Source organism: Ralstonia sp. A12 (assembly GCF_000801955.1).
GTDB lineage: Bacteria > Pseudomonadota > Gammaproteobacteria > Burkholderiales > Burkholderiaceae > Ralstonia.
The window spans coordinates 133,880-150,566 of the sequence record NZ_JSZO01000008.1 but is presented as its reverse complement, the minus strand read 5'-3'; the positions used below and the strand labels follow the sequence as shown (position 1 = coordinate 150,566).

Sequence of the window (16,687 nt, the reverse complement as noted above, 5' to 3'; positions counted from 1 at the left end):
GCCTTATGCGAAAAGCCGAGGCACGAGATGCGAGCGGAACTGCGCATATTCCTCCGCGCTGGCAAAGCAGCGCTTGGGAAACAGGCTGAAGTTGTAGTCAGAGCGGTAAAGCAACACCATCGCCTCGTTCTCTTTTGCCTTAGAGAGATCGGCCCACAGCAGCTTCTCTTGATAGTTCTCGGTACGGACGTAGACGCCTTGGTCATCCCACGAGAACTGATATTCGAGATGCAGGTTCTTCTGCTGCTGATATAGGCGCCGGCCCCGATTTGGAATGATCAGGTAATAGAGAGCGATGCGGAGTGCCGCAACACCCACTGCTGCTCCGGCCAACCCGGCCGCATACGGGTTTCTTGTCGCCATATAGGCCGCGACCCCCGCGACAAACGACACGGCAATCCACGCAGCCCTTGAGCGGCTCATCAGGTAGTGAAGCCGGTAGCCGGCAATCACCTCTTGTTCTGTTGTCTGGAATGCGTGCGCCATGACGGTGTGCGGATTAGGTGCCGCATCGTACCTGAGAGTTTTTGCGCGAGTATGCGCTGGTCCGCGCGCAGTTTGATTAACGAATCATCAGAAACCCCCACCGCAGAGGGCTTCACAACCCCAAAACGTGGGCTATGCTATTTGCCGACAAAATCCGAATCGAATTACCTTATTCGGATTATAAATAATCGCCTAATCCTAAATATCTAAAAGGCGGTTCCCAAGAAAGAAAACCTTCAAGGGTCAGGCAATGGGGCGTAGGAGAAAGAAACAACCCTCCACGAGCGACGTGCTGCTGGCGTTGCCGTGGTGGATGCTGGCGATTGGCTCGGGGGCCAGTTACCTGATCTTCCACAACATCCTTCCGGCGGCATTTGCCACCAATCCGTTTCTGGGCATCATCGTGGTGATGATTCGCGGGCTGGCGTGGGTGCCCGCCTTGCTGCTCGCCTTCTTTGCCGTGTTGTCGTACTTGCGGGAGCACCGCCAGCGGGCCGACGCCCGGCTCGGCATCACGCGCATTGAACCGGCAGGGCGGTCTCGGCCGCAGAAGGTGCAGCCACAACCTGCCCGCAACGCCGCGCGCACCGACGCGCCCAATCCCACGCGCGACGCCACCACACCTCCGCAAGCCCCCACGCAGGCTGAAGCTGCCGTGCCGCAGAGCTGGACTCTGGAGGCCATCAAGTCGCTTGAGTGGAAGCGGTTCGAGCTGCTGTGCGTGCAGTACTACGAACTGATGGGGTTCACGGTGAAGACGGTGCCGCACGGCCCGGACGGCGGCATTGACGCCACGCTGTACAAGGCCGGCCTGGATGCGCCCGTGGCGGTGGTCCAGTGCAAGGCGTGGTCCAAGCCCGTCAAGGTGGAGCAGGTGCGGGCGCTGGGCGGCTCCATGCTGGCGCACAAGGTCAAGCGGGGCGTGTTCTGGTCTTTGTCCGGTTATGTCGGGAACCCGGTGCAGGACTATTCCGAGCTTGCCGGTATCCAGCTATTGGACGGGCCGGCGGTGCTTGAGCGCATCCGCGCGCTCGACGCGGACAAGCAGGCCGCGCTGCTGGCGAAGGTGTTTGAGGGGGATTACCGCACGCCTTCGTGCCCGGCTTGTGGGGTGAAGCTGGTGGCGCGGAATGGGAAGAATGGGGTGTTTTGGGGGTGTACTAATTTTCGGACGGGGTGTCGGTATACGTTGCAGATGGGGCGGATGCTCTAACCGAGAACGCTACCCCATCAATCAAATCTAAGTGATTAACTAATTCATAAAATCAGATGCGAAAAGAGTTTAACGGTCACTTTCCTGTCGAGCAGGGCGATATCGATTCAATGATGAGAGAGGCATGGTTTGTATTTGATACAAATGTTTTGCTAAATCTCTACAGATATAGCGAATCGACTAGAGATGATTACTTTGGTCTTCTCGCGAAGATTGGCGCTAGGGTCAGGATACCTTTTCAGGTTGCTGCTGAGTTCTTTGACAACAGGATCAAAGTTATATCTGATCAAAACGCTATTGGTGGAACGCTCGAAAAAGCTTTGAGGGGTGCGCATAACAAGGCAAGAAGTGACCTTGAGTCTATGAAGCGTCACGCACAGATAAATATCGTCAAGCTTATTGCGGAGCTTGATCGATCATTCGAGGCTGCGGTGCAGGAAGTAATGGATCTTAAAAAGCGTCGCCCTCCGATTGAAATTATGTCGGATCCAATCCTAGAGAAGCTGGCAAGGCTATTGGAGGGTCGGGTGCGGGACGAGCCCAGCGTCGATAAGGTTCCAGAAATAGAAAAATGGGCGAAGCAGAGACTTGAAGAGAAGGTGCCACCAGGATTTGCGGATTCCGAAAAACAAAGCGGAAAGAAATTTGGCGATGCGAAGATATGGTGGGATATTCTGCAGCTTGGGCGAGCTAGCTCGAAGCCGGTTATTTTTGTCACTGATGACGTAAAGGAAGATTGGTGGCTGCGCGTGGATGGGAAAATAATAGGGCCGTTGCCGCAGTTGAGGCAAGAATATCGTCGCGTAACTGGTCAAGAGTTTCATATGTACCAGGCAGACCAATTTCTGCAGCATGCTAGCGCTTTCTTTAAGACGTCAGTTGAACAAGCCTCCGTTAGCGAGGTAACTGAGGTTCGGGATCGACTGGCTACAGAGGAGCTGGAGGATCATAGATTGGCCCATCTTCATGAGGCTCGTGAAGAGTACGCGTCAAAATTGAGGGATGCTTCCGATCGGTTGCAGAGGCTAAGGGCGAGATTCGGAAGCGAGAAAAATGAGAAAGCCGATAGGGTTGCAAAGGATATAGAGAAGGATTTGTTAAAGGCGAAGGAGTCGCTGGATTATGTCGATCATTTGATAGCGCGAACTCTGGCTATTCGTAAGAGAAGGCTTGGAGAGAGGCAGCTAGTGTTGGATATAAATTCAAATAAATATGGTGTCACTAAGATCCTGGCGCAGCAGTTTTATGAGCAGGGTGATGAATTTTATGAGATGGGCGCCCCCGAACTTGTGGAGTTCTATCCAGCGGAGATCGAAATGCTGGAGACTTCCGGAGGCATTGAGTGGGTTGAGCGGCTGGGGGGGTTTTACGGTATCGCAGGGGACTGATTGCAGAAGCGCCTGAATGTGAATACGAAGATCCAAGACGGTGGCCCTTTGGCTTGCCGTACATCACTTTGCGGCGCTAAACTCCTCCCCGCTGCGAAAACAACCGCAGCCGGGACTGCAATCCCGAACGAGATAACCGGAGAAACTTCTCAAGTTTCCTCCGCTGCTGTCGTTCGCCCTACGGGCGGGCCCGGCAGGGAGGGCTCCGGCCCTGCCGTCTAGTTATCTCGTCGGTATTGCAGACCTTGTCGTGTGCCCGCCCACCCTCACCGGTGGGTGGCTCCCCACTCAATCAGTAGAGGGCAAGACAATGGATCAACCGACCCAAGCCGTACCCATCCCACGCGGGCATTGCCCCGCAATCTGGCATCCCACCCGCATCGCGCAACATCCTCCGTCCGGAGGCGCCCGATGAGCCTTGAAACCAAGCGCGACTATCTGCAAGGCGCCCTGAGCGGGCGAGATTTTCTGCGCCGCACGCAAGCGGGCCTGAAGCTGCATCGGCAGTTCGAGCCCAAGACGCTGCGTTGGGAATACCAGCTCCACATCCAAGACAAGCCCGCCGAATACCAGGCCGGGTTTCTGGACGCACTTGGCGCGTACATGCTGACCACGCTGGAGGGCGTGCTGGTCGACCTGTACCGGTGGGAAATCCTGCGCGTGCTGGAACGCGCAAATCAACAGAAATAAAAGAACCGCAATGAACGCGACCCCGAGACGGGCGGGGGAGCAATCGGGAAGCCGTTCGGCTGGCCCAACATCCCACAACTGACACGCCGACCTTCAACCGCCGAGCTTTGATCTCGGGGGAGGGGCGCTAACGGCAACCAACGTCGTGAAGTGAAGCGTCACTTCCGAATGGTGAATGGATCGGGCTATTTGTCTCTCAATTTGCAGGTGATGCGTTGTTTTTTCGATGCGCATCTCTGAAATTTGCCAATTCCGATATCGCCATATTTCTATGTCGCATCACGCTGCGGAAAACAGCATGTGCACGCAATCGTTTTCGTCTGTAGCGCACGTCGGATGCATATTTAGGCGCATTTGAGTCATGAGCGCGGGTTCTAAACGCTGTGACGAAACTGTCACAGTCGGTGCATAACCTCGCCGCCGCTACCCATTCGTTCGCCATTTGGTTTTTGGGGGGAGTCGGTAGCCTTCTTGCAAAACGACTATTCAAAAAAAATCAGAGTTGAACAATGGAAAAGAAAAATCTGCGGCCGATTACGGTGGCCGTTCGCGGCATCTTTGCTGCTTCGCTACTGCTCGTCTCTCTTGCCGGCTGTAACGGGTCCAGTGATGACACGCCCACGGGCACGCCCGCTGCCACGGGGGATATCAGCAAGGTCCAGAACGTGGTGGTCATCTATCTGGAAAACCGCTCGTTCGATAACCTGTTTGGCAACTTCCCAGGCGCCAACGGCCTGAGCAACGTCACGGCGGCCAACGCGCAAGTGGATTTCGACGGCAAGACCGTGCTGGCAAACCTGCCCGCCGTCTGGGGTAGCGAAACCGATCCTGCGCTTGGCAAAGTGAGCGCCTTGCCCAATGCGCCTTTCCGCCTGGATGCCGCGCCCATCAACAGCACCATGAGCGTGGTCGGGCCGGATCTCGTGCATCGCTTCTATCAGCACCAGATGCAGATCAATGGCGGCGCCAACAACATGTTTGCGGCGTACTCCAACCGTGGCGGCTACGTCATGGGCTACTACGACGGTTCGGGCTTGAACCTGTACAAGCTCGCCCAGCAATACACGGTGGCCGACAACTTCTTCCAGGGCGCGTTTGGCGGCTCGTTCCTGAACCACCAATACTTGGTTTGCGCCTGTGCGCCGACGTACCCCAACGCACCGGCCAGCGAGATCGCAACCGTAGATGCCACGGGCAAAGCGTTGAAGATTGATCCGACCTCGCCCGCCAGCGCCAGCAAGGGGCCGGTCAAGTTTGTTCAGGATGGTTCCGTCACGCCAGATGGCTATGCGGTCAACACGATCCTGCCGCCGTATCAGCCGAGCGCTGCGCCTTCAGCACCAGGTCAGGATGTGCGCCTGGCCAACCCCGCTGGTGATGCCTACGAAGGCTCCGCCGTGCTGCCCCCGATCGACTCCACCAAGTTCACGACCATCGGCGACACGCTCACCGCGGCAGGCGTCAACTGGAAGTGGTATGCCGGTCAATGGAACAACGCGCTGGTCGAAGGCCTGACCGTGCGCGACAGCAAGAACTACAAGCTGATCTGGACGGAAAACCCGGGCCAGCCGGATTTCGAGCCGCATCATCAACCGTTCAACTACTACTCGCGCTTTGACCCGACCACCACGCTGGGGCAAGCCGAGCGTGCCAACCACCTGCAGGATGCGACCAACATGCTGGCCGATGCCGCAAACGGCACCTTGCCTGCGGTCTCGTTCTACAAGCCTGCTGGCAACGTGAACGGCCACCCCGGCTACTCCGACGTGCAAGACGCCGATGTGGACCTCGCCAACGTGCTGGCTGCGCTGCAGAAGAGCCCGCAATGGGGCCACATGGCCATCGTTGTGACGACGGATGAGTTTGGCGGCTTCTACGACCACGTTGCACCGCCCGCCGGTGATCGCTGGGGCCCCGGCTCGCGCATTCCTGCCGTCGTGATCTCGCCGTACGCGAAGAAGGGCTATGTCGACCACACCTACTACGATACGGCGTCGATCCTGAAATTCATCACCAAGCGCTTCAACCTGAAACCGCTCGCCGGCTTCCGCTCGGCGACTGGCGATCTGACCAACGCGTTTGACTTTACGCAGACGCCGTAAGGTCGGCGCTGCCGTGATCAGGCGGTCGATGGCGAAAGGCCACTGAGCATCCGGTGGTTTAGCCTGCTGACGGACCCCCACGCTTTCGGTTCTTACCCCCAACCGTGGATACATAGTTGCGGGGTTAAGCAACGACAGAAGGCAGCGAAGCTGTCTCACACCCCTCTCGCAGGGGTGTTTTTTTGTCCGTTGCCTACGAGATTTCCCCCTAATGTGACATCGTATGCATTTCGATGCAGTCTCGTGTCGGTGCCTTTATGTGAAGGACGAGAAGCAGGCCGTGAGGGCCTGCCCCGTCTGCGGTCGAATGACAGTTGCCAACTCTGGCTAGCATTTCCGGAGTTCACGTAGAGCACGTACTTCCACGATGAAGTCGTGTGTGAGCCAGTATTGCGCAATGGGGCGTTTGCACCCCGGATAGTGAACCCTTGTCGCGCTCACCGGCCAGCCGAGGAACTTCAGTCGGCGGATATACGCGGCGAGGCGCCAGCGGCTGGTGCCGAACTTCGGCTGAGTGAGGCGCTCGCCGTTCAGCAGGCGCTCCAGCACCTCGGCTGGCAATGAATTCGTCGAGGGCCAAGTCGCCTCGATTTCGAACGGCAGACCAATTTCGAACTGGGTGGGTTGCATCGTCGCGTTCCTTTCCGCACGGGGCGGTTCGTTGATTGACGATGTCGATTAAATTTCCCCTAACAGGGTCCCCCGCAAGACTCCCCCAGTACCCAAGCATGGGGGACACCATGCTCTCACTTCTCCTTAACTTCTCCTCCGCGGCGCAACCGGTCCCAGGCGTGCGCGAAGACCTTGGGCGAGTACCGCGGAAGCTTTGCCTTAGTTACCCGGTAGACCGGCTCGACGGCGTACTCAAACGGTACTCAACGCCATGCCGCCATTGAGGAAGAACGCTACTCTGGTGTCTACAAGGAAAGACCTCAATGAACCTCGATAATCAATGTGACTGCTGTGACCACTTCACCCTGGACGCGAAAGGAGAATGGGAGATTTGCCCCGTGTGCTTCTGGGAAGACGACGGCTTCGGGTTGGACGCGCTCGACCGGTGGTCGGGTGCCAACCATGGGCTGACCCTGCGGGAAGCGCGGGACAACTTTGCGCGTATAGGCGCGTGCTGCGAGGCGATGCGCGCAAAGGTCCTGCTGGTCGATGCGAGCAGCCGCTATCGGTATGCACCGCGTCAGCCTTGACTCACGTGCCACCGCTTTTTTTACCAAGACAGAACAACGTCCGCAGCCAGAAGCGGTTAAAAAAGGAATTAGACATTCCAGTGCAGTGCAGGAGCACACATGCACATGATGATGAAGGACGCATTGTCGTATTGGTCCCCGCTATGCGGGCTGGTACCCTTGTACTGCTATGGCTGCTCTTGTCGGAACGCAATGAGGTCCAGATGCCGGCCGCTGCGTTGGCGTTAGGAACGTTTGCAGTGGCCTCCTTTGCTGGCGGTATGTATTTCGAGGGGCAGAACAGTCGAGCTGTGATGAAATTGTTGGCAAATTTTCCCCAGCAGCGGCTAACGGCGCACAAAAATGTCTGCACCTGTACAAAAAAGTCTGTACCAAACGTGGGGTTGAGTGCCTTTGAGCGGGCCTCGGCGTGAGGCTGGCAAGTGTCGTAGTATCGGGGGCAGTCCAACATGCGAATTGATCCATATAGCTTGGAGCTGTTTATCTCTGTGGTTGAGGAGGGCTCCATCGCACGCGCGGCCAGCCGTAACCATATCGCGCCTTCAGCGCTCAGCAGGCGTGTCGCGGACTTTGAGGCCGCGATCGGTCTTCCCTTGCTAATACGCTCTTCCAAAGGGGTTGAGCTAACTGAGGCGGGGCGTCACGCATTCTCGCGCGCGGTGTCGGTACACGATCAATTGCAGTCGCTTGAACGAGAAGTCCGGTCACTCAGTGGCGAGGTGGCTGGTGTTGTGCGCCTTTGCGCGAACACGTCGGCGATCGTCGGTTTTCTACCGGAGCGTCTGAAATCCTTTCAGTCCCGATACCCGCTCGTGCAGATCGCGTTGACCGAACGAATCAGCGATGAGGTTGTGCGTGCTTGTATTGACGATCGGGCCGATGTCGGCATATCCGCCAATAGCAAGATGCCGAGCGGTTTGGAGTCCTGGCACTTTGCAGACGATCCGCTGATGGTTGTGTTGCCGCCCGGCCACGAACTCGCCTCCGTCGATGCCCTAGTGTTCAACGACATCATCCGATTTCCATTGGTTGCGCTGCAAGCGGGAGGCTCGCTGGACCGGCTCCTAAAGGAGCGTGCGGACGCAGCACAAATGCCGCTCAAGCTGACTGTGACGGTCAACAGTTTTGATGCGCAGTGCCGCATGGTCGATGCCGGGCTCGGCATCGGCATCATCCCCACCAGCGCTGCGTCCGCGCTTGCCGGCTCGCTTGGTCTTGTCCACCGACCGCTCAATGAGGTGTGGGCGACCAGCCGCAGCCTGCGCGTTCATGCGCTCAGAAAGTCCCCCCGGCTCAAAGCCGTTCAGGCACTCATCGATATGCTGATACAAAACCAGGGCTAACGCGGACGTTGCGGTTTGCGATGCCCCCCGTGCCAATCCAGCACTTCGTCGCCGCTGTCCGCGCCGTCTAGATTTCTTTTCAAGGAGAGCTTAGATGGCTTCACTGGATTTGACTGGCCGGATTCTGTTTCTCTGCACGGATCCTGAACGGATTGAGCAGCAGCTTGCCGGCGTTGACCTGACGCAGGTCAATGCAGGGGAATTGAGAGACGATGTTTCGACGGACGAGATCACGCCAATGAGCGTGCTTACCCGTTTCGACGATCGTCTGGGCCGATTCCCCTATCTTGGCTTGCGAACCGGCGGACGCAACCCCATTGGCCCTGACGCCGTGCGCAGCGGGCGCTTCTGCGTGACTGTCGCAGGCAGCCGATATGGCAAAGGTTCGTCGCGCGAGCACAGCCCGCTCGCCGAGCGTCGCGCGGGCATTCTGCTCGTAATCGCGAAGAGCTTCGAACGCATCTATCGCCAGAATGCAGACAATCTGGGGCTCTTCACATCGACGGATTTCGGGCTGATCGAGCGCATACAGCGCGGCGAGGCGATCGACATCGAGGAACTCGTTGCCTCGCGTGATAGCCTCGCAGCGGCAATTTTGAGAAGTGGTGGCCTTCTGCGATACGGCGCGCAGCACATGCGGGACATTCGCCCCGCCGATGCAGAAAAACCGACGCCGCGCACGCTTGTGCAGAAGATCCTAGAGCGGCACGCCTTGCGCACCGAAGGCACGGGCGAATCACTGCAGCTTGGCGCGGGTGCCTTTGTGCGAGCGGATTGGCGTTTCATTCACGAGTACTACACGGGAATGGCGACGCATATGCTGCATGCCGCGTTCGGTGAGCCACTGTCGCTGCATGAGCCTGAGACCATTCTTGCCTTCGAGGATCACCTTTCGTACTCCCACAGAAGCGACCTGCATGTCAGGGGCGGCCTGCTTCCCGACGTTCGGGAGCTGTCGGAAGCGCATCGGCAGTTCGCCCGCGATTACGGCGTGAGGAATCATGGATATTTGAGTGAGGCGGATAGCACCTTGATTGAAGGCTCCGAGGGGATCTCACATGCGATGATGGCCGAGCGGTACGCATTGCCAGGTCAATTGGTTGTTGGAACGGATTCGCACACACCTCACAGTGGTGCGCTGGGTTGCTTGGCGTTTGGCGTTGGCACGACCGACATGGCCAATGCGTTCGTCACCGGTGCGGTGCGGATGACGGTGCCCGAGTCGCTTCGCGTGATTTTTAATGGTCCCGTTCCGACAGGCGTCACGGCGAAGGACCTCGTTCTCCACCTGCTTGCTGAACCTAGAATTCGCCGTGGCGCGGGTGTGGGCAAGGTGTTCGAGTTTGTCGGTTCAGCCATTGCACAGATCAAGACCGACGAGCGGACAACGCTCACGAACATGGCGGCCGAACTGGGCGGACTCGCTGGCATCGTCGCGCCCGATGATGAGACTGTCCGATTCCTCAAGGAGCGACGCGGCATCGATTTCGAAATTGAACCCTGGATGCACAGTGATGCCGACGCAGTCTACGCCGAGGTGATCGAGGTCAATTGTGCGGATATCTCGCCGATGCTTGCTGCACCTGGCGACCCTGGAAACGGCATCGCGCTGTGTGATCTGGTGGTGCGTCCGCGTGTCGATATCGCCTATGGAGGTTCGTGCACCGCCGGCAAGCGAGAGGATTTCGATCGCTATCACGAGGTTCTCGCCTGGGCTTCGGAGCGCGGCATCCGGGTGCCCGCCGAGGTGAAGCTGTATCTGCAGTTCGGCACCTCCGACGTGCGGGACTACTGCGTGCAGCGCGGCTATATCGCAGCATTCGAGCAAGTTGGGGCCATCCTCCTGCAACCTTCTTGTGGCGCGTGCGCCAACTGCGGGCCGGGTGCCTCCATTGACGCCAGCCAGGTCACCATCAGCGCGATCAATCGCAACTTCCCGGGCCGATCTGGGCCAGGGCAAGTCTGGCTGGCCAGTCCACCCACCGTAGTCGCCAGCGCGCTGGTCGGCAGAATCACATCATTCGCTGAGTTGCGTCAGCAATACGAATAAGGAAGACCGAATAGCGGTCAAGAGGCGATCACTTGCTCCGCCTTGAAGGCTTGGTGATTCGCGTCCTATTAAAACAGCAATGCAGGAGGCATACATGGCCCCTCTGGAGGGCGCCGCATATCTACAGGCCTCTAAGTCGCTTTTGAAATGTCCGCATCACGGCCAGAGGACCCTGAGACTGAATGACTCTTGCTGAGCATTGAGAGCAGAGAAAAGCGAGGAGGTCACCCTCCTCAAGCACCGACCAATGTAGGGTGTGCCTATGGTTCACCCTCATGGTTGCTAGTCGTTCAGAACTTGTGACGGATACCGGCCGCCGCACCGAGCATACTGCGAGCACGCGCCGGAAGTCCGTAGCCTGCCGCGTTCGCGTCTACCGTAGACTGATCGAGAGCCAGTCCGGCGTGGCAGGCATAAGCTGCAGTCAGATACAGGTCTGTCCGTTTAGACGCACTGTAATCGGCGATGAACGCCAATTGCCACGGGTTCGATAGTGTCGATGGAGCACTATTGATCGTTTTTATCTTCTGATAGATATATTCGAGGGAGAGACCCACAGCGCTCGTAGCCTGGTAGTTGACGCCGGCCCAGTAGTAATCATCGCGCAAAGCGAGTGAACTATCGGCGTTCTTGTTTTGACCCCAACGGTAGCCCGCCATCATTTTCGTTGGACCGTACGTATAGCTGGCCGCCACGGCGGCCTTGCGCACGGTTCCCGTGCCGAATGCGCCGCCGCCGAGCGACACGCTCGGATTGTATTGGTCGTAGACCACTGTTGCTCCGATTGGCCCGGCGGCGTATGCAACACCAGCCCCGTACCCGCTATCGCGCCGGAACTGACCCGCGACTTCGCCGCTGCCACCGCCGCTTGGATTGACGCTGGACGCACCATTGCCGAAGGTCCAATGAAGCTGTGCTGTCAGCGGGCCGAATGTGCCAGCGTAGACGGCCATATTGTCGGAGCGAAAGTTGAGGCCGGTTAGCACCGTAACGGGCTCATACTGCGTGGCATAGGAAGTGGGTTGGAAGTTTGCCAGCAACTGGAAAATCGTCGTGTATTGACGCCCGAACGAGAACTGACCAATGTCTTTGCTTTGTAGGCCAACGTAACCTTGGCGACCAAATAGGCGGCCGCTTTGCTGCGATTTGCCGTCGTCAACGCTGAATCCGCTTTCCAGTACGAATACGGCGGAGAGCCCACCACCGAGGTCTTCCACTCCGCGCATGCCCCACCGCGAACCGCTGAGCCCTCCCGAGTTCAGGCTGATTCTGCTTTTAGCGGGTCCCGGGAAACCTGTTTGGCCAGGTGGAATCGCCGAGAGGTGGTTGACGTACTCGATGTTTGCATCGATCACGCCATACAGCGTCACGCTCTGCTGAGCCAACACGTGTCCCGACGCGGTCCCCAACAATGCCAATAGCACAACTGGACTTTTCATTTTTACTGTCTCCATTTGTTGTCTTGCGCCATCGGTTTAACTTGGTGATGTCGCGACGCAATTTTTTTAAAAAAAAGAGCCCCATACTTGGGCCGGCGGCTCAAGATTACTGAATACAAATGATGGATTTCAGTGCGGCGACTTTCCGTCAACAACGGACGGCGAATCTATTCTTCGTGATGCTGGAGGTCTAGACGATCAGATGCAGTTTAGGTAAGTCTTTCGGCGCAACCTCATCAGACTCTTCGTCTCTCGCCGATGTTATTTCTTGTTTTTAGTCAGCCCGGAAGGCTCGATATTCCTGGAGCGAACCGGGATGTTTTGAATAGATTCCTGCGCTACCGAGATAGCTCTTCGAGCCCAAGATTGCGTGTGCGCGGGCCCATGAGGCCAATGGCTAACATGACAATCGTCATTGCCCCGCCAATAAAGAGGAAAACGCCGCTGACACCAAAGTCTTTGAGAATATTGGCGATGATGAAGGCGGAGAATATGGCGGAAAGGCGGCTCCACGAATAGACGAAGCCGACGGCACGAGCGCGAATGCTTGTTGGGAAGAGCTCAGTTTGATAGGCGTGATACGTATAGGAAATAATATTGCCTGCCAGCGTTAGGCATACTCCCATCACTACCACCAGTGATGCATCACGGAAATAGCTAAACAAGAGTCCACAAATAACATTCACAAAACTTAGCGCAACGATTACCGTTTTTCTTTCAAGGCGATCGGCAATGAAGAGCCCGATCAAAGGGCCCACAGGTGCAGCTATGGCAATGATGCTGGAGTACATCAGGCTTTGTGTGACCGTGACGCCTTGCTTGATGAGCAAAGTGGGCACCCAACTGGCAAATCCGTAGTAGCCGACGGTTTGGAAGATGTTGAAGATCACCATCATCAGGGTGCGCTTGCGATATGGCTTCACCCACATATCTCGGAAACTTCCCTGGGATCCGGTCTGTTCGGGAATCGCGGGCGCCGGCAGAGCTTTTCCGTACTCGCGCTCGACTTTGGCCTCTAGGCTTCTGAGGATTGTGTCAGCTTCCTGGTATCGCCCCTTCTGCGCTAGCCAGCGAGGACTTTCTGGCAGTCGCAGGCGTATCCACCACACAAAGATGGCACCGTGCGCGCCCAAAAGAACTACCCATCTCCACCCCTCAAGACCCAAGAACGAGTGAGGAACCAGGAGGTAAGAAAGGAACGCGACCAACGGCACGGCCGAGAAACCAACGGCTTGTCCGCAAGCAAATGCTCGGCCCCGAATTTGCTTGGGAACCAGCTCGGAGATGTACGTGCCAATTGTGATGAGCTCGACCCCCAAGCCAAGGCCGGCTACAAACCGCCAGAAATTGAGCCCCAGCGCCGTGTCCTGGAACGCCATCAGGGTATTTGCAGCGGTATACAGGAGGAGGGCGTAGGTGAATATCGCACGTCGGCCATATCTATCGGCTAAGAAGCCGCAAACCAAGGTGCCGAGAAACAATCCAGCGAACAGCGATGCGATGAAGCTTGCAACACCAGTGGTGCCGAATAGGCCATGAGTTGTTTGTGTCAATACTCCGCTTTTTACTAGTCCTGGTGCTATGTAGCCTGTGTACATCAAGTCATAGATCTCGAAAAAATAGCCGAGACTCAACATCATGACCATGATCCAGACCGACTTTGTTGGCGGAAGCCTGTCCAAGCGGGCACCAATCTGGCCGATTGAGTGCTGAACGGCGTCAACTGTTTCGATTGGTTCCGACTGCAGGGAGCCCTGCGGCGCGACTCCGTTATTTGGGTAGGCTATCGCTCTGGATAGTTTCATCTGTGTCTCCCATAGTCGGTCTGAGCCGATTCTTTCGGGTGGAGCGGCGCTCGGTCTTCGATCACCGCTAGGGGGGTGGACCGTCTACTCGACCCGACTAAGGAGATACCTATATTGGTCGGCTTTGGTTGCATACCCGGCGGCATTTGCCGAGATATTTTTGATTTCTTCGCTAGTCAATTCTCTAGCGACCTTCGCAGGTGATCCAATAATGAGGACGTTATCCGGGAATACCTTCTTTTCAGTGATCAGAGCGCCTGCCCCCACTAGGCAATTCTTCCCGACCACTGAGCCGTTCAAGATCACAGCCTGTATGCCAACGAGGCTTCCGGCGCCAATCGTGCACCCGTGAAGCATGGCTTGGTGACCAACGCTTACGTTATCTTCGACAACAAGCGGGAAGCCTGGGTCGGTATGCAGGACAGCACCCTCCTGAACGTTGCTGTTCTCGCCAATGAAGATCGGTTCGTTGTCTCCGCGAAGGACGGCATTGGGCCAGACGCTTGCGCCTGCACCAATGGTCACTCTACCGATGACGGTAGAGCCCTCGGCAACAAAAGCAGAGTCAGCGATGGCGGGCGACTGGTCACCCAACTGGAAGATAGGCATAGTGCGCTTCCCTATGATTTGGTTTGTCGATAACCCGGCGATGAGCCGATATCTAGTCCGAGATCTGACCTGGCTCAGCGAGGTGCTCAGCTGCCTTCACAACTCCGCTGCGAACAAGTTCGTCGATCTGATCAGCCTTGTAGCCGAGTGAAGCGAGGGTTGAGCGGGTATGCTCGCCAATGCGAGGAATGGCCAGACGGGGCTGGAGACGGGCCCCATCTATTGAGATTGGTAACAGCGGAATGTCGGTGTTCGACCCGTCATCAAGCGTCAGCTTCACCAGTCCACCGCTTTCCTTGAGGTGGCGGTCGTTGAATAGGTCTTCTGGACGCGCAATGGCGGCGAATGGCACACTGTTCGCTTCAAATGCTGCCGCCAGCGCGGTCGGTTGGAGTGTGCGAAGCGTGTCCGACAGCAATGGGATCATCCAGTCGCGCGCCAGAACGCGATCATTGTTGGACTTGAGCCGCGGATCGCCCTGCAGGTCCTGTCGCCCAAGGATGTCACACAGGGAATTCCATTGAGCATCGCCGGTGGCGGCAATGAACATCTGTTGCTTGTCGGCAAGTTCAAAGACATCGTAGACAGCCCATGCGTTAATGCGCTCGGGCATTGGGGCGGCCGGTTGCCCCGTTACGACGAACTGTTGCATGTGTTGTGCGGACAGCAGTACGCAGTTCTCGAACAATGCAGATTGAACCTCCTTGCCAATGCCGGTGAGGTTCCGTTCATAGAGGGCGGCTAGTACGCCGATGGCTCCGAACATGCCGCCCATGATGTCGTTCACCGAACTACCAGCGCGCAGCGGCCGCCCAACCGGGCCCGTCATATAGGCAAGGCCGGCCATCATTTGGACGACCTCATCGAGGGCAAGTCGTTTGTCGTAAGGGCCACTCAGAAAACCCTTGTGGGAGACATAGACGATCTTCGGGTTGCGTTTGCGCAGTGCTTCGTAGTCCAGGCCTAGTTCTTTCATCCGGCCTGGCTTGAAGTTCTCTACAAAGACGTCAGCGGTATCAACCAGCTTGAGCAGTGCGTCAATGCCGCTTGGCTCTCCAAGGTCGATCGCCACGCTTTTCTTGTTCCGATTGAACGTACGGAAGAAACCGGAACCAGCTCCTAGCAAGCGACGCGTGTTGTCTCCTTTGGGTGGCTCAACTTTGATGACTTCGGCGCCGAGATCACCCAAGATCATGCCGCACGTTGGTCCCATGACCATGTGCGATAGCTCAACCACACGAATGCCGTGCAGTGGCAGTTTGGTGTCCGTTTTCCCTGCGTTCTCTAGATCTAGGCGGCTCATCATTGCACTCCGTGCGCACTCAGTTGCTGGGGAACCGAACTATCGAGAATGCCCGCGCGGGAGATGTGCCCATAAAGCGGCTCGCTCGGTAGCTCCCGGGTCAAGATCGCCCTTATCCCGATCAACCCTTGAAGATCAATGCCCGTCTCATAGCCCATGCTGTGCAGCAAGTAGACGAGGTCTTCCGTCGCCACGTTGCCAGTCGCACCAGGGGCGTGAGGACATCCCCCCAAGCCAGCGAGGGAGGCGTCGAACTCGCGGACGCCATGCTCTAGTGCAACGACGGTGTTCGCCAAGGCCAGGCCCCGCGTGTCATGGAAGTGAAGGCTCTTGACCTTTCCGTCTGCAATAGGCAGGAGACGCTCAAGGAGCCGCTTGACGTGAGTTGGCGTGGCGTGGCCCGTTGTATCGCCCAGCGCGACGACATCTGCCCCGGCCTGGATTGCCTTGAGTGCAACGTCGCACACATCTTGCTCAGGCACATATCCCTGGTATGAGCAGCCGAAAACAGTTGAAAGCCCCGCCACCAGCGCGGTATGGGACCAAGCGGGCTCGCTGTCGCGTAGCTCACGCATCCGTTGAAACTCGGCGATCATCGCATCCGGCGTTTTACGAACATTTGCCAGGCTGTGTTTTTCACTGACGGAGATTGGAGCGACGATCCGATGTGCTCCCGCCTTCAGAGCGTTTTCAGCTCCCTTCAAATTCGGTACCAGCGCTGTTACCACGAGGTCCGGAAAGGTTAGGGCATGGGCCACAACCTGTTCGGCATCAGCCATCTGCGGAAGCAGCTTTGCCGGAACAAACGAAGCCACCTCGATGTGCCGAACTCCGGCGGTGTAGGCGGCGTTGACCCACGCCTTCTTGGCGTGTGTCGGCATGACCACAGGGACGCTTTGCAAGCCATCCCGAAGTCCAACCTCCTGAACGATTACATTTTTGCTTTGCTGCCGCACGTTACTGCCCTCGACTTGTCGATTGAGTGGCAAGCATGCAAGGGCGGTGGTGCTGGGACAACTGTCAGGACGCGATGGATGCCATCGTCACAGGCGATGGC

General features: G+C 57.3%; 14 protein-coding genes. 7 read left to right on the top strand and 7 right to left on the bottom strand.

What is annotated here, in order from left to right:
- Positions 1-3: 3 nt before the first annotated feature.
- Positions 4-486 (bottom strand): YcxB family protein, encoded by a 483-nt coding sequence (locus PI87_RS12525; RefSeq protein ID WP_039598023.1) that lies wholly within the window; start codon positions 484-486, stop codon positions 4-6.
- Between the two features lie 289 nt (positions 487-775).
- On the opposite strand from PI87_RS12525, the gene PI87_RS12520 reads away from it, so the two are divergent.
- From PI87_RS12520 to acpA, 4 genes are all read left to right on the top strand, one after another.
- On the top strand, positions 776-1,699 hold the full coding sequence (locus PI87_RS12520) for a restriction endonuclease (protein ID WP_442965489.1): 924 nt from the start codon (positions 776-778) through the stop codon (positions 1,697-1,699).
- A 56-nt stretch (positions 1,700-1,755) separates the two neighbouring features.
- Complete coding sequence (locus PI87_RS12515; RefSeq protein ID WP_039598021.1) at positions 1,756-3,087, top strand: PIN domain-containing protein; 1,332 nt, start codon at positions 1,756-1,758, stop codon at positions 3,085-3,087.
- 411 nt (positions 3,088-3,498) lie between these two features.
- Positions 3,499-3,777, top strand: coding sequence for a hypothetical protein (locus tag PI87_RS12510; RefSeq protein WP_039598020.1), 279 nt, complete (start codon positions 3,499-3,501; stop codon positions 3,775-3,777).
- 509 nt (positions 3,778-4,286) lie between these two features.
- A complete protein-coding gene (gene acpA / locus PI87_RS12505) occupies positions 4,287-5,879 on the top strand; it encodes an acid phosphatase (protein WP_084209947.1) in 1,593 nt (530 codons plus the stop codon).
- A gap of 327 nt (positions 5,880-6,206) precedes the next feature.
- Here the strand turns inward: acpA and PI87_RS12500 are convergent, their stop codons facing one another.
- Positions 6,207-6,509: a hypothetical protein gene (locus PI87_RS12500; protein WP_052321508.1), complete on the bottom strand. Its 303-nt coding sequence runs from the start codon at positions 6,507-6,509 to the stop codon at positions 6,207-6,209.
- Positions 6,510-6,814: 305 nt separating this feature from the next.
- Between PI87_RS12500 and PI87_RS12495 the strand changes: the two genes are divergently transcribed.
- The 3 genes from PI87_RS12495 to PI87_RS12480 all read left to right on the top strand — a co-directional run bounded on the left by PI87_RS12495 (position 6,815) and on the right by PI87_RS12480 (position 10,474).
- Positions 6,815-7,081 (top strand): CPCC family cysteine-rich protein, encoded by a 267-nt coding sequence (locus tag PI87_RS12495; RefSeq protein WP_039598019.1) that lies wholly within the window; start codon positions 6,815-6,817, stop codon positions 7,079-7,081.
- A gap of 449 nt (positions 7,082-7,530) precedes the next feature.
- Positions 7,531-8,424 (top strand): LysR family transcriptional regulator, encoded by an 894-nt coding sequence (locus PI87_RS12485; protein WP_039598017.1) that lies wholly within the window; start codon positions 7,531-7,533, stop codon positions 8,422-8,424.
- 94 nt (positions 8,425-8,518) lie between these two features.
- Positions 8,519-10,474, top strand: coding sequence for an aconitase family protein (locus PI87_RS12480; protein WP_039598016.1), 1,956 nt, complete (start codon positions 8,519-8,521; stop codon positions 10,472-10,474).
- A gap of 290 nt (positions 10,475-10,764) precedes the next feature.
- Here the strand turns inward: PI87_RS12480 and PI87_RS12475 are convergent, their stop codons facing one another.
- The 5 genes from PI87_RS12475 to PI87_RS12455 form a co-directional block, all read right to left on the bottom strand.
- On the bottom strand, positions 10,765-11,913 hold the full coding sequence (locus PI87_RS12475; RefSeq protein ID WP_039598015.1) for a porin: 1,149 nt from the start codon (positions 11,911-11,913) through the stop codon (positions 10,765-10,767).
- Between the two features lie 338 nt (positions 11,914-12,251).
- Positions 12,252-13,718 (bottom strand): MFS transporter, encoded by a 1,467-nt coding sequence (locus tag PI87_RS12470; RefSeq protein ID WP_084209946.1) that lies wholly within the window; start codon positions 13,716-13,718, stop codon positions 12,252-12,254.
- Between the two features lie 84 nt (positions 13,719-13,802).
- The gene (locus PI87_RS12465) at positions 13,803-14,327 is read right to left on the bottom strand and encodes a gamma carbonic anhydrase family protein (RefSeq protein WP_039598014.1); all 525 of its coding nucleotides are present in this window, start codon (positions 14,325-14,327) and stop codon (positions 13,803-13,805) included.
- A 52-nt stretch (positions 14,328-14,379) separates the two neighbouring features.
- Entirely contained in the window at positions 14,380-15,630 is a 1,251-nt protein-coding gene (locus PI87_RS12460) for a CaiB/BaiF CoA transferase family protein (protein WP_039598013.1), read from the bottom strand.
- Positions 15,630-16,586, bottom strand: a complete 957-nt coding sequence (locus PI87_RS12455; RefSeq protein ID WP_084209945.1) for a hydroxymethylglutaryl-CoA lyase — start codon at positions 16,584-16,586, stop codon at positions 15,630-15,632. Before PI87_RS12455 ends, PI87_RS12460 begins: the two co-directional genes overlap by 1 nt.
- Positions 16,587-16,687 lie beyond the last annotated feature (101 nt).

Excerpts from the sequence above, each read along its gene's own strand:
- PI87_RS12525 (WP_039598023.1), bottom strand. The coding sequence starts at position 486 with ATGGCGCACGCATTCCAGACAACAGAACAAGAGGTGATTGCCGGCTAC.
- PI87_RS12515 (WP_039598021.1), top strand. The coding sequence starts at position 1,756 with ATGCGAAAAGAGTTTAACGGTCACTTTCCTGTCGAGCAGGGCGATATC.
- PI87_RS12510 (WP_039598020.1), top strand. The coding sequence starts at position 3,499 with ATGAGCCTTGAAACCAAGCGCGACTATCTGCAAGGCGCCCTGAGCGGG.
- acpA (WP_084209947.1), top strand. The coding sequence starts at position 4,287 with ATGGAAAAGAAAAATCTGCGGCCGATTACGGTGGCCGTTCGCGGCATC.
- PI87_RS12500 (WP_052321508.1), bottom strand. The coding sequence starts at position 6,509 with ATGCAACCCACCCAGTTCGAAATTGGTCTGCCGTTCGAAATCGAGGCG.
- PI87_RS12495 (WP_039598019.1), top strand. The coding sequence starts at position 6,815 with ATGAACCTCGATAATCAATGTGACTGCTGTGACCACTTCACCCTGGAC.
- PI87_RS12485 (WP_039598017.1), top strand. The coding sequence starts at position 7,531 with ATGCGAATTGATCCATATAGCTTGGAGCTGTTTATCTCTGTGGTTGAG.
- PI87_RS12480 (WP_039598016.1), top strand. The coding sequence starts at position 8,519 with ATGGCTTCACTGGATTTGACTGGCCGGATTCTGTTTCTCTGCACGGAT.
- PI87_RS12475 (WP_039598015.1), bottom strand. The coding sequence starts at position 11,913 with ATGAAAAGTCCAGTTGTGCTATTGGCATTGTTGGGGACCGCGTCGGGA.
- PI87_RS12470 (WP_084209946.1), bottom strand. The coding sequence starts at position 13,718 with ATGAAACTATCCAGAGCGATAGCCTACCCAAATAACGGAGTCGCGCCG.
- PI87_RS12465 (WP_039598014.1), bottom strand. The coding sequence starts at position 14,327 with ATGCCTATCTTCCAGTTGGGTGACCAGTCGCCCGCCATCGCTGACTCT.
- PI87_RS12460 (WP_039598013.1), bottom strand. The coding sequence starts at position 15,630 with ATGAGCCGCCTAGATCTAGAGAACGCAGGGAAAACGGACACCAAACTG.